General features: G+C 62.9%; 9 protein-coding genes. 4 read left to right on the forward strand and 5 right to left on the reverse strand.

What is annotated here, in order from left to right; all coding sequences use genetic code 11:
• Nucleotides 1-5: 5 nt before the first annotated feature.
• From DNK49_RS12485 to DNK49_RS12500, 4 genes are all read right to left on the reverse strand, one after another.
• Nucleotides 6-5,171: a RecQ family ATP-dependent DNA helicase gene (locus DNK49_RS12485; protein ID WP_110525022.1), complete on the reverse strand. Its 5,166-nt coding sequence runs from the start codon at nucleotides 5,169-5,171 to the stop codon at nucleotides 6-8.
• Between the two features lie 166 nt (nucleotides 5,172-5,337).
• Complete coding sequence (locus DNK49_RS12490; protein WP_110525024.1) at nucleotides 5,338-5,658, reverse strand: type II toxin-antitoxin system YafQ family toxin; 321 nt, start codon at nucleotides 5,656-5,658, stop codon at nucleotides 5,338-5,340.
• Nucleotides 5,630-5,908, reverse strand: coding sequence for a type II toxin-antitoxin system RelB/DinJ family antitoxin (locus tag DNK49_RS12495; RefSeq protein ID WP_110525025.1), 279 nt, complete (start codon nucleotides 5,906-5,908; stop codon nucleotides 5,630-5,632). Before DNK49_RS12495 ends, DNK49_RS12490 begins: the two co-directional genes overlap by 29 nt.
• A 107-nt stretch (nucleotides 5,909-6,015) precedes the next feature.
• Nucleotides 6,016-6,327: a hypothetical protein gene (locus DNK49_RS12500; protein WP_110525026.1), complete on the reverse strand. Its 312-nt coding sequence runs from the start codon at nucleotides 6,325-6,327 to the stop codon at nucleotides 6,016-6,018.
• A gap of 249 nt (nucleotides 6,328-6,576) precedes the next feature.
• Between DNK49_RS12500 and DNK49_RS12505 the strand changes: the two genes are divergently transcribed.
• The 3 genes from DNK49_RS12505 to DNK49_RS12515 all read left to right on the forward strand — a co-directional run bounded on the left by DNK49_RS12505 (nucleotide 6,577) and on the right by DNK49_RS12515 (nucleotide 10,179).
• Nucleotides 6,577-8,589: a diguanylate cyclase domain-containing protein gene (locus DNK49_RS12505; protein ID WP_207806969.1), complete on the forward strand. Its 2,013-nt coding sequence runs from the start codon at nucleotides 6,577-6,579 to the stop codon at nucleotides 8,587-8,589.
• Between the two features lie 163 nt (nucleotides 8,590-8,752).
• Nucleotides 8,753-9,583 (forward strand): alpha/beta fold hydrolase, encoded by an 831-nt coding sequence (locus DNK49_RS12510; protein ID WP_110525030.1) that lies wholly within the window; start codon nucleotides 8,753-8,755, stop codon nucleotides 9,581-9,583.
• 110 nt (nucleotides 9,584-9,693) lie between these two features.
• On the forward strand, nucleotides 9,694-10,179 hold the full coding sequence (locus DNK49_RS12515; protein WP_133255105.1) for a hypothetical protein: 486 nt from the start codon (nucleotides 9,694-9,696) through the stop codon (nucleotides 10,177-10,179).
• A gap of 103 nt (nucleotides 10,180-10,282) precedes the next feature.
• On the opposite strand, the gene gmd is transcribed toward DNK49_RS12515, so the two are convergent.
• Nucleotides 10,283-11,329, reverse strand: a complete 1,047-nt coding sequence (gene gmd, locus DNK49_RS12520; RefSeq protein WP_110525034.1) for a GDP-mannose 4,6-dehydratase — start codon at nucleotides 11,327-11,329, stop codon at nucleotides 10,283-10,285.
• A 272-nt stretch (nucleotides 11,330-11,601) separates the two neighbouring features.
• On the opposite strand from gmd, the gene DNK49_RS12525 reads away from it, so the two are divergent.
• Complete coding sequence (locus DNK49_RS12525; protein WP_110525036.1) at nucleotides 11,602-12,270, forward strand: methyltransferase domain-containing protein; 669 nt, start codon at nucleotides 11,602-11,604, stop codon at nucleotides 12,268-12,270.

Genomic DNA, 12,270 nt, shown 5'->3' on the forward strand with positions numbered 1-12,270 from the left:
AAGCGTCACGGTCGGTATTCGATTTCCGGCAGGACCAGTTCCCATGTCTGGCATGACAGGGCCTGCTCGTGGTCCTTGGCGTGACGGACCAGTATCGCTGCGACGCGCACGGCGATGATCGCGCCTGCCGGAGGCTGGAACTTGGATGACATGCGCCCGACGGGCACGCCGGATACGTCGGTGATCTCCCAGCCCTTGCCGTCGCTTCTGGGACACAGTTCGAGCGGGCTGCCGACGTCGAGTGCGGCGAGGGCACGGTGGATGGGGGCGCCGGGCGCGAAGCGACCGGGCCATGACAGGAAGACTTTTTCTTGATCGGCGTACCAGGTGCGGTGTGTGGCGCGAGGGTCTGGGGCTTGGGGTGTGGGTTGGGAGCGTAGTGCCAGACCTTGCAGGCTGCGGATGAAAGGATGGTGGCCGCCCATCGCTTCACACAGCGTCAGCGATTGACGCGCCCGGGTCATCGCGACGTAGAACAGCCGGCGTTCGTCGTCGCTGCGGCCTTGCCAGCCCCCACCGTCGAGAATCAGGACATGGTCGAATTCCAGCCCTTTGGCCCGGTGTGCGGTCATCAGTGCCATGGGGGCGTTGGCACGGGCTGAGGTGGCGGGCTTGCCGATGGCGCCGAAGTCGTACAGCGACTCGATGAGGTCATCGACCATCAGCGCTCCGCTGGGTGCTGCGCTGTCGGTGTCCAGGATGAACTGGGCCAGCGCGGCGCGGTAGGGGTGTTCGATGGTGCTGGCGACGGGTACGCCGAAGCGGTGGCGGAACCAGCGTGTCAGGACGCCGGCCTTGAGCAACACGCGGCGACGCGCATGGGGGCGCTGTCTGCCGAGGACGGTCAGCAGGGCATTGCCCTCGCGGGTGTGGTGCAGGTGAACTTGGCCACCGTCGCGTTGCATCTGTACCGGAATGTCATTCAGGCGGCATAGTGCGGCGATGGGTTCCAGATCCTCCCAGCGGCGGGCGATCACGGCGAAGCGACCCCATTGCCCACCAGCTTGTGCAGCGGGGCCGGTCTGCAGATCGTGCAGGCGCTTGAGTTCGCCAAGGGCGATTTGCGCTTCCTGGTGAGGGTTGCGGGGGACTTCGAGCACATGAACACGGCCGCGGGCGAGCGTATCGAGTGCTTCCTGTGGGCCGCCATGGGGCAGGTTGTGCCGGGCATGGTCGATACGGATGTCCTGGCCGGTCTTCATGCGCTCGCGCGCGGGTTCGATGATGCGGTTGGCCGCGTGGATGATGTGCTGGGTGGAACGGTAGTTTTCCATCAGCGCGTAGCGTCGCGCGTGGTAGTCGGATTCGAATTGGCGGATGTAGCGCACACTGGCGCCGTCGAACGCATAGATGTTCTGGTCGTCATCGCCAACCACCATCAGCGAGACGCGGTCTTCTTCGGTCTGCAGCGTGCGACCGGCGACGGCGCTGATCAGGGCGTAGTGGTCGCCGTTGATGTCCTGATATTCATCGACGAGCAGGAAGCGCAGGCCGGCGAGCAGGCGGTCGCGCAGAATCGATGGAGCGACAGCGTCTGCAGCGGTGTCGGGTGTGTCCGGTCCGTTTTCTGCGCTACGCAGGCGTCGGGTGGCCTGGCGGATGACCTCGCCGAAATCCACGGCGTCACCCCGTTCGATGGCGACGGCATAGCTGGTGCCGGTCAGCCGCATGGCCAGGCCGTGCAGGGTCTGCACCGCGACGCCCGCAGCATCGCTACCGACCAGCGCCCATAGACGACGGCGGATTTCATTGGCCGCCGAGCGGTTGTAGGCCAGTACCATGATCTCTTCGGGCAGGACCATGCATTCACGCAGCAGCCAGGCGACGCGATGGACGATGACCCGGGTCTTGCCCGCACCCGGGCCCGCCAGCACCAGGTGGTTGCCTTCAAGGGGGGCGGCGACGATGGCTTGTTGGTCGGGGTTGGCCAGGTTGGTGAGGATGCGCCGGTGGGCCTCCTCGGTGGTGGCGATCTCGAGGACGTCCTTGCGGCCAGCGAAGTAGCGCTGCACGAATTCGGCCCGTTCGAGGCTGAAGTAGTCGAATACAAAGCTCATGGCGGCCTGCAGCTTGTCGATGGCGAGCTTGGCGTATTCGGCCATGACATGGACCTGGACGATCTTGTCCTGGTAGTGCAGGGCGAGTTCGGCGTAGTCGGATTTCTTGAACTGGCGGCGGCGTGCCTCGGGGTTGAGGGTAATGCTCATGGCTGCACGGAAGACCGCCTTGCCGCGTGCGAGGTGCAGCACCTCGTTGGCGTCGAGGTAGAGCAGGGTGGCCGAGAGCGCGCTGTCCCACTGGCGGATGTCGAGGTCGGCGAGCGTGGTGTCAGCCTGCAGTGCGGCTTCGAGTTCGCCTTGCTTGCAGGTGACCAGCAGGGTGTTGCCTTGCCGGCGGCGCAGGAACTCGGTGAGCAGTGCGCGAGCCAGATGCATGCGCCGGGCGCGGATGGTGTCGATGTCCGCCCAGCTGCGCAGCAGCTTCAGGTACCGGCTATCGGCCGATTGCGGACGCAGGGCAAAGAAGCCGCGTTGGGCTGCACCTTGACCAAAGGGTTCGGCAAAGGATTTCAGCAGGCGGGTAAGCCGTTCGGGGTCGAAGTCGATCTGGGTGTCACGTCGCAGGGTGTCGCACAGGCGGCGTACGTTGAGTACTTGCCAGTTTTCCTGATCAGCGTCGGGTGCGGCCTCGCGCAGATTGGCAAGCAGGGCGTCCTCGATGCGAGCCAGTTCGTCGAGCCGCTGCACGGTGTCCGGGTCGCGGTACAGGGTGATGCCGATTTCGGTGTCGTTCGACAGCAGTTTCCAGCGGTCCAGCTCGCGCAGCATGTTTTGCAGCGCGCGTGAATCGCGTCCGGTGATGAGCATCAGGTCGTCGGTGGATAGACCTTCGTCATCATTGGCCTGGATCAGGGCGGAGAGGATGCGGACATAGGGCTCGATGTCGGCGTCGGCGCCCAGCTTGCGCTGCAGCAGTGCGCGTGCCTCGTCGAGCGTTGCGACCAGCAGGCTGCCCGGGAAGACCCGGGTGTGGTTTTCGTGGCGTTCGAGCAGGCGGGCTTCTTCCAGCCAGGCGACGGCGATGCGTACCTTGGTGTCGGCATCGCCTGCGTCGGGGTCGATGCGGTGTTTGTCGGGTATCTCGAGCAGGATCTCGCCGGCGGTGACGACCACTTCACCTTCGCCGCGATCCTTGCGTTCGATGGCGCGTAGCGCCTTCAGGATGGAGAGGATGTCGTGCTGAGTCAGCCGGGCGTTTCTGAGCAGGCGGAACTGGACGTCGAGGTCGGTTTCGTCATAGAGCAGCACGCAGCGTGCAGCTTCCTGGTCACGCCCGGCACGGCCGGCTTCCTGCAGGTAGTTTTCCAGCGAACCGGGGGTGTCGAGGTGGATGACCAGACGCACGTCGGGCTTGTCCACGCCCATGCCGAAGGCGTTAGTGGCGGCAATGACGCGCAGGCTGCCGGCGAGGAAGGCTTCCTGCACCGCGCGTTTTTCCGTCGGCAGCATGCCACCGTGGAAATGGCCGCAGGCGAGCCCGGCCTCTTTCAGGAATGAGGACAGCTCTTCGACGGTTTTCTGGCGGGCGCAGAAGACAATGGCGCCGCCTTCCTCACGCAGGGCGTCTTGCAGCAGGCGAAGAACCTCGCCGTACTTGAGCGTGCCGGGTACTGGACGAACTTCATAGTGCAGGTTTTCGCGCTTGACGCCGCCTTCCTGTCGATCCAGGACGATGCCCAGACGTTTCTCGAAATGCGTGCAGATGTCGTCCACCACGTCGGGTTTGGCGGTGGCGGTAAAGCAGTGTACCGGCGAGGGGGCGTTTTTCTGGCGGGCCTTGATGAAGCGCGACACATACAGGTAGTCGGGACGGAAGTCGTGCCCCCACTTCGACAGACAGTGCGCTTCGTCGAACACCCAGGCGCCGATCTGTCGGTGCATCAGCGCGTTGGTGAAGGCGGTGCTGCGGAACTGCTCGGGGGCGACGAAGATCAGGCCGAGATCACCCAGGCGCAGCTTGTCGAGCATGGCTTGGCGCTCGAGCGGGTTGAGCAGGCTGTTGAGGTAGCCTGCACAGGTGATGCCGCGAGCTTCGAGGTTGTCGACCTGATCCTTCATCAGCGACTGCAGCGGCGAGATGACCACGGTCAGGCTGCCGTTGCGGTAGTAGCGCGCCAGCGCGGGCAACTGGAAACACAGCGACTTGCCCCCGCCAGTGGGCAGGATGGCAAGTGTCGAGCGGCCGGCAAAGCCGTTTTCGACAATGGTTTGCTGCAAGGAGCGGCCGTCGGGGGTGGTGGGGGTGGCGCGAAAGCGGGTAATACCCGGGAAATAGCGTGGCAGCAGGGCTTCGATGTGGTGCTGCTCGCGACACCAGACGCACTCGGGGTCGCTGCAGGGTGTGTCGCGCAGCATGGCGAGGGCCTCACCGACCTTGGGGACGCTGTGCATGACCCAGGGTGGCAGTACCGAGTTGCCGCCGGCGACCCGCAGCCATGTCAGGGTGTAAGCCAGTGCCCGATGCCAGCTCGGGTCGGGCAGGCATTGTTCGATGAGCCGGCGCTGGCCGCTGATGCAGACCTTGCCGGCGCTGGCACGCTGCCAGGCAAGGGCGGCGTCGCCCAGCTTTGGACGCAAGGCGCGACGCAGGGTGGCGAAGAAGTTGGCTAGGCCGCTGCCGTTTTCCGGGGCCAGCAGGAAGTGCAGGCAGCAGGCTTCGTCCGGGTCTTCAGCCACCCGGCGTTGCAGGGCTTCGGTCTGGTCGAGGAAGAGGGTGTAGGCCAGTTCGGCATCCCGCACCGGATCATTGCGGGTGGTGGTGCAGAGTTTGTAATCCTTGACCAGGTGATGGTAGGGGTTCTGCGGGAAGGCGATTGGCGACAGTTCGAGTGTATCGATCAGCGGCAAGCGGTGCAGCGCGAGGCCTGGGTGCAGGGTGGCCAGCGCGGGCTGGTCAAAGGCGGTGACGTTGTGACCAAGGACGAAGGCGGCCCCTTCGGTCAGCCGATCAAGCTGCTGCTGCAGGTCGCGGGCCTTGCCCGACAGGCGCAAGCGGGCGTCGAGGTCCGGGCGGAACACGCCCAGTTCGCGCAAGGCGAGACGGTCGTGGCGGGCGGTTTCGATGTCGAGGCACAAACACCGCGCGCGCGGCGCAGAGAGTGGGTCGGCCATGCAGGAAGCGTGGAGAAAGGAATTCGGCCGATTCTATCCGGATGTTTCGTGCATTACCGATGCATGTGACACGGCATACGGTATGAATGATGCCGCACCCGCTGCTGGATGGTGCGGGTGGGGGAATCGTTTGCGAGCGGCCGTTGCCATTGGGCTGCAACCGGCATCATTCTTCGAACAGTTCAGAATGCGTGCCTGTGCGTACGAAAATGATGGCGCTGCCCTCAAGACGATAGAGCAGTAGAAAATCTCCGCCGATGTGGCATTCCCGGTGGTCTGCCCAATCGCCCTTTAGCGGATGATCAAGCCATTCCGCGCCCAGGGGCTGATCATTGGCGATCAGAAGCAGCATCGCCTCCTTCAGCCGCTTGAGGTCATAGCGGCCCGAGCGGGAAAGGCGGTCCCAGTCCTTCAGGAAAGTCCGGGTGTAGTCACACGCCCTTGGCGGAGCAGCCCGTTTACTGCTGGCGGGCTTTTTCGAGCTCATCAATCAGCCTGTCGGCGCCGTCAAAGCGTGCTGCGCGGGCCTTCATCATGGCGCGGGCTTCTTCCATTGCGGCACGGGTCTGAGCATTCGGAACCTTGAGTTCAAGCGGAAATGCCTGATCGCTGACGACGCGCTTGAGCAGGATACGCACTGCGTCCGATACGGAAAGCCCCATGGCCGCCAGGGCTTCGCTGGCTTGAGCCTTGATTTCGTTATCTACGCGGACATGCAGCATCGTGGATTGAGTCATGGTTGAATCCTCCTTGCTTGCGTATTTTGTATCTCTATTGAGATACAGTCAATCGACTTGGATTGATGGCAGGGGCAGCGCTTCATTCGCAGACACGCTGCACGTGATCAACGGATCTCGGTCAGGAAGCGCTGGCGCGCTGTTTCCAGCGCCAGTCGGCCGGCGTCGTCGGCCAGGCGGAGTGCGCTGCGATGGTAGGTTTCGAAGGCGGCACGCACTTTGGCGGCGTCCAGTTGCTGGGGGGTGTCGTTGGTGGGCGGGGCCGGTGGGGCTTCGCCGGGGACGGGCTGCAGGATGGCGTGCTTGGGGACGAAGTCGGTGCCGCCGCTGTCGGAAGCGGCCGTCATCGGGCCGACCTTGGTGTAGTTGCGGCCTTTCCATTGAAAGCGGGCGCCGATGGGAAGCTGGTCGATCTTCATGAGTGGATGTGCAGGTTTTGGGGTTGGCCTAGTCTAAACGCACAGGCGCGTGCAGGGGCAGGGAACGCAGGCTTGAAGGTGTGTGGAGCCCGGGGCTGTTGATCCGGAGTGAGGATTTGCACGATGTTTGATGCCCGCCGCTTGCCAAGCGCTGCGCCTGAGGCAAACTATGTTCGACGGGCGCCGGAGGCGGGGTCGTCACGCGGGTCGGGCGGGTGCCTGATGGCTTAATTCACATGGGGCGATGTCGTGCGCTCACCATTTCGGATGTGGTTCCACCTCGCGCTGACGCTGGTTGCGGCGGTGTTGGTGCTGTTTGCGCCATCGGCGCGGGCGCTCGACAAGGTGGTGCTGCAACTGAAATGGACCCACGCCTTCCAGTTTGCGGGCTATTACGCTGCAGTCGAAAAGGGCTTCTACCGCGAGGTCGGGCTGGAGGTCGAGCTGCGAGAGGCGGTGCCCGGCCTTGATCCGGTGGAGGAAGTGCTGTCGGGCCGGGCCGCGTACGGGGTGGGCAACAGCAGCCTGTTGCTGGCGCGTAGTGCCGGCAAGCCGGTGGTGGCGCTGGCGGTGGTGTTCCAGCATTCGCCGGTGGTGATCATGGCGCGTGAGTATGAGGCGACCCAGGGTGTTCACAACCTGATTGGCAAGCGCTTGATGGTCGAGCCGCAGTCGGATGAGCTGCTGGCCTATCTCGACCAGGCCGGTGTGCCGCTGGATCGCGTCGAACAGTTGCCGCACAGCTTCAATCCGCAGGATCTGATCGAGGGCAAGGTGGATGCGATCACCGCCTATGTCACCAACGAGCCGTTTTTTCTTGAACAGGCCGGGGTGCCGTTTCACCTGTATACCCCGCGCTCGGTGGGCATCGACTTCTATGGCGACAACCTGTTCACGACGGAGCAGGTGCTCAAGCAAGGTCCGGAGCGGGTCAGGGCGATGCGTGAAGCCAGCTTGCGCGGCTGGCGGTATGCGATGGCGCACCCTGAGGAGGTGATCGACCTGATCATGGCGAAGTATTCGCAGCGCCACCCGCGTGCCTTCTATCAGTTCGAGGCGCGCCAGATGGTACCGTTGCTGATGCCCGAGCTGATCGAGATCGGTTACATGAACCCCGGGCGCTGGCGCCATATTGCGGATACCTATGCTGACCTGGGTTTGATGCCCAGGGATGTCTCGCTGGATGGTTTTCTTTACGAGCCCGATCTCAAGGCCGATCTGAAAGGCTTGTACGCCGCGCTGGTGCTGTTGCTGGGGGTCAGTGCGATTGCGTTCTACATTCACCGGGTGAATCGGCGTCTGGCGCTGGCCTTGATGGAAAGCCATGAGGCGCATGAGGCCTTGAGCCGGTCGGAGGAGCGCCACCGCCTGCTGGCCGACCATGCCAGCGATGTGATCTGGACCATGGATCTGCAGGGGCGCTTCACTTATGTCAGTCCGTCAGTGGAGAAGCTGCGTGGCTATACCGTGGATGAAGTGATGCGGCAGTCGCTCGATGAAGCACTGACGCCCGAGTCCGCGCCCATTGCGGTCGATGGCTTGAGCCGGGCGATTGCCGCTGTGCAGGCGGGGTTGCCGGTGCCGGATTTCCGCGCCGAACTCGAACAGCCTTGCAAGGACGGCAGTACGGTATGGACCGAGGTGACGGTGACCGGCATCCGTAACGAGTCGGGCGTGTTTGTCGGCTTGCTGGGTGTGACCCGCAACATCAGTGAGCGCAAGCAGGCCGAGGCGAAGATGCTGCACATGGCACGGCATGATCCGCTGACTGGCTTGCCCAATCGGGCATTGCTGGCCGACCGCCTGCAGCAGGCGATGGCGGCTGCCCGGCGCGATGGGCAGGTGCTGGCGCTGATGTTCATCGACCTGGACAAGTTCAAGCCGATCAATGACAGCCTGGGGCATGCGGTGGGTGATGTGCTGCTGGTGGAAGTCGCCCGCCGGGTTCGCAATTGCGTGCGTGAGTCCGATACCGTGGCCCGCATCGGGGGAGATGAATTTGTGGTGCTTTTACGTGCGGTCGATAGCGAGTCGGGCGCGCTTGCCGTGGCGGACAAGATCCGGGTAGCGCTGGGTCAGCCGGTCTGCGTGGGTGAACACCGCCTGGGGGTCAGTGCCAGCATTGGTGTGGCGATGTTCCCCGCTCATGGTGAGGATGATCTGGCGCTGACCCAGCATGCGGATATTGCGATGTACGAGGCCAAGGCGCGCGGTGGTGATGCGGTGTACGTGTTCCGCGCGGGGGAGGCCGGCGTCGCTTGAAGGCAGACCGTGGTCTGCCGCATTCGTCCGGACATGAAATGTTTTTCTGTTGACGTGCACGTTAACGTGCACAAAAATGCAGTCAGCTGGTGATGGTTCGATAGATCATTACTTCCCCGACCCCCCGGTGCGTCGAACGCGCCGCAGCTGAGAGCATAACAAGATGTCCAAGTCAGATATTCCCGGCACCCTGGTTCGCGATCATTGGGTGGTGCATCCGCAAGGGCGGATCTTTGCGCGTTCGTGGACGCCCGAACACTCCGCGGCCGCCGCGCCTGCGGCCCCGATCGTGCTGATGCACGATTCGCTGGGGTGCGTTGCCCTGTGGCGGGATTTTCCGCAGGCCCTGGCGGCGGCGACCGGTCGTCAGGTGATTGCCTACGACCGGCTCGGCTTCGGTCAGTCCGACCCGCGGCGCGAGCGGCCTTCGCTCGACTTTGTCGCCGAGGAAGCGCGCGAGTACTTTCCGGTGCTGCGCCAGCAGCTTGGGCTGGCGCGTTTCGTCCTGATGGGCCATAGCGTGGGGGGGGGCATGGCGATCGAATGTGCGGCCCGGTATGGCGAGGGCTGCGAAGCCCTGATCACCGTGGCGGCACAGGTTTTTCCGGAAGATCGCACGCTGGATGGCATCCGCACGGCCAAAGCGCAGTTTGCGGGTGAGGGGCAGGTCGATCGTCTGGCGCGCCACCATGGTGACAAGGCACGCTGGGTGCTGGAGGCCTGGACCGAAAACTGGCTGCACCCCGACTTTGCGCGCTGGACGCTTGAGCCGGTGTTGCCGCAGGTGACGTGCCCGGTGCTCGCCATCCACGGCATTCACGACGAGTACGGCTCGACCCGTCACCCCGAACTGATCGGCGCTTTGAGCACCGGGCCGGCACGGGTCGATATCATGGAGGAGACCTATCACGTGCCGCATCGTGAGCGCCCCGGTGAGGTGCTGAGCCGGGTGGTGGCCTTCCTGGATGCGGCGGTGCCAACCCAGGCGGCGTGAGGCGGCATTCCGGCTGATTCGGTGGGGGCGGGGCGCGATGCAACTTGCGTGTAACGCATATGGGATAAATTGCGCGCATCCCTTTGACCGCAGCCACTCTGCCTGCCGCCGTGTCTGTCCATTCTCCGATCTACGCCAAGACCTCCGCTGGTACCCGGGAGGTGGCCGAGCGCTCGCGCCGGCTGTCGGCGCTTCAACGCCGGGTGCTGATTCTTGTCGATGGTGTTCGCAGCCGCAGCGAACTGGCCGGCCTGCTGGGCGCGGAGGAGATCGACACGGTGCTGGCCGAGTTGCGCCTTGCCGGCCTGATCAGCGACGGCTCACCTCAGCCGGCGCCCCCGCCCGTCGTGCGTCCGGTGGTCGAGGTGGCGCCAGCCATCCTGCATGACGCCAGACAGTTGATGCAGCGAACGACCCGTCTGCACCTTGGGCTGATGGGCGTTGCGCTGCAGGACAAGATTGTTGCGGCGTGCAGTCGCAACGAACTGCTGAGCGTCTGCGCCCAGTGGCACCTGGAAATCCGCGAGTCCCGCGCAGGCCGGGACGAAGCCGATGCCTTGCTGGCGTCGTTTCACGAGATTTTGCGGGCGGCCTGAGTGCCTGGTGCTGTCAGGCTGGGTGGATGACGATCTGGCTACGCACTGGCATTGAGGCAGGAGGGGGTCGTGACGATCACCACCCCTGACCTGCCACCGGCCATCAGAATGAAACGCCGTGCTCCACGCGTTTCAGGTCTGCCATTACCATCATTTGACAGAGTTCTTCAAGCGAGGTCTTGGGCTCCCAGTTCAGCTCACGCTTGGCTTTTTCCGGGTTTCCTACCAGAAGATCGACTTCGGCGGGGCGATAGAATTTCCGATTGACGCGCACCAGTGTGCGGCCTGTGTGAAGGTCAATGCCGATTTCGTTTTCTGCTTTACCCTCGAACACGAGCTTGATGTCGACAGCCTTGAAGGCGAGGGAGACGAAGGTACGAACGGCCTCAGTGCGGCCGGTAGCGAGGACATAGGAATCTGGCTGTTTAGCCTGAAGCATCTGCCACATCCCTTCCACGTAATCCCGCGCATACCCCCAGTCCCGTTTGGCCTCCAGGTTCCCGAGTTCCAGACAGTCCTGCTTGCCCAGCTTGATCCGGGCTACCGCATCGGTGATCTTCCGGGTCACGAACTCGCGGCCGCGTAGTGGCGATTCATGATTGAACAGGATGCCGCTTGCGCCAAAAATGCCATAGCTCTCACGGTAGTTGATTGTCATCCAGTGTGCGTACAGTTTGGCAACACCGTATGGGCTGCATGGATAGAAAGGTGTACTTTCAGTTTGCGGAATGGACTGGACCTTACCGAACATTTCGGAGGTACTGGCCTGATAAAAACGGATCTTCGGGTTCACCAGGCGGATGGCTTCCAGAAGATTCAGGGCGCCAATGGCGTTGATCTGGGTGGTTGTGTTGGGCTGTTCGAAAGAAACGCCGACAAAACTCTGTGCGGCCAGATTGTAGATCTCGTCGGGCTCGATTTTCTGGACCAGTGCGATGCAGATCCCCAGGTCGGTAATGTCATATTCCACCAGGTGTACGTTGGCGTGGTTGAGAATATCCAACTCAGCCAGCCGCCAGAAATTGACCGAACTCGTCCGCCGGTAAGCGCCGTACACGGTATAGCCCTGCTTGAGCAGGAGCTGGGCCAGATAGGCGCCATCCTGGCCGGTGATTCCCGTGACGATGGCCTTTTTTGTCGGTGTTTCCATGGAGTGCGCTGATAATCCTAATCATGAGACGGCAGTTTCGGCTGCCAAAAACGACATTCAGGGCACGGAAGGTGCCGTTGCTTCATGCTAACCTACTTGGCTCACTTGCCGACGTATCGTATAAGACGAAGGACAGATCAGACTCACCGTCCGGCGCGTTCGGACTTCAGGATTTTCCGGATCGGTACGCCATGAATCTCTATCAAGCCGATATTCAGCTTGCTGCTGCCAGGCATCTTCGCGGCCAGCTTTCCTGAGACGAAACAGCCCTCATGCACCCAAGCGCGCTCGAAAATGGTCGCCTCTTCTTTCAGACCTACGTGCATCAGGCCTGTCACGTTCTGGAGATCGGCGCTCAGGATGTGAATGGCAGTTTGCGACAGCTGGCGCCTCCTGGCTGCGACTACGTCGGTCTGGATTTCGTTGAAGGACCCGGGGTGGATGTGGTGCTGGAGGACCCCTATACGCTGCCCTTCGCCGATTGTTCAGCGGACGTCGTGGTCAGTAGTTCCTGCTTCGAGCATGTCGAGTTTTTCTGGCTGATGTTCAATGAAGTCTTGCGGGTCTTGAAGCCGGCGGGGTTGTTCTACCTGAACGCCCCGTCCAATGGCGATTACCACCGCTATCCGGTTGATTGCTGGCGTTTCTACCCGGATGCGGCGATGGCGCTGCTGCACTGGGGGCAGCGCTCTGGCTATCGGCCGGCCTTGCTGGAGTCTTTCACCACCTATCAGCGGCTGGATGTCTGGAATGACTCGGTGGCGGTTTTCGTCAGGGACGAAGCTCAAGCCCATGTTCATCCGGCACGCATGTTGGGACGGGTCGGACGCTACATGAACGGACGTCTGCTTGGGTGTGATGGCATCCTTTGCCCACAGACCGCTTCGGAGGATGGCCAGAAACTGGCGCACCTGACGGGGCATGCCAAGCCTCGTGAATGA

This window comes from Parazoarcus communis SWub3 = DSM 12120 (assembly GCF_003226565.1).
Lineage (GTDB): Bacteria > Pseudomonadota > Gammaproteobacteria > Burkholderiales > Rhodocyclaceae > Parazoarcus > Parazoarcus communis.

Bases quoted from the DNA above. Each gene is read 5' to 3' on its own strand.
- DNK49_RS12485 (WP_110525022.1), bottom strand. From the start codon at position 5,171: ATGGCCGACCCACTCTCTGCGCCGCGCGCGCGGTGTTTGTGCCTCGAC.
- DNK49_RS12490 (WP_110525024.1), bottom strand. From the start codon at position 5,658: ATGAGCTCGAAAAAGCCCGCCAGCAGTAAACGGGCTGCTCCGCCAAGG.
- DNK49_RS12495 (WP_110525025.1), bottom strand. From the start codon at position 5,908: ATGACTCAATCCACGATGCTGCATGTCCGCGTAGATAACGAAATCAAG.
- DNK49_RS12500 (WP_110525026.1), bottom strand. From the start codon at position 6,327: ATGAAGATCGACCAGCTTCCCATCGGCGCCCGCTTTCAATGGAAAGGC.
- DNK49_RS12510 (WP_110525030.1), top strand. From the start codon at position 8,753: ATGTCCAAGTCAGATATTCCCGGCACCCTGGTTCGCGATCATTGGGTG.
- gmd (WP_110525034.1), bottom strand. From the start codon at position 11,329: ATGGAAACACCGACAAAAAAGGCCATCGTCACGGGAATCACCGGCCAG.
- DNK49_RS12525 (WP_110525036.1), top strand. From the start codon at position 11,602: ATGCACCCAAGCGCGCTCGAAAATGGTCGCCTCTTCTTTCAGACCTAC.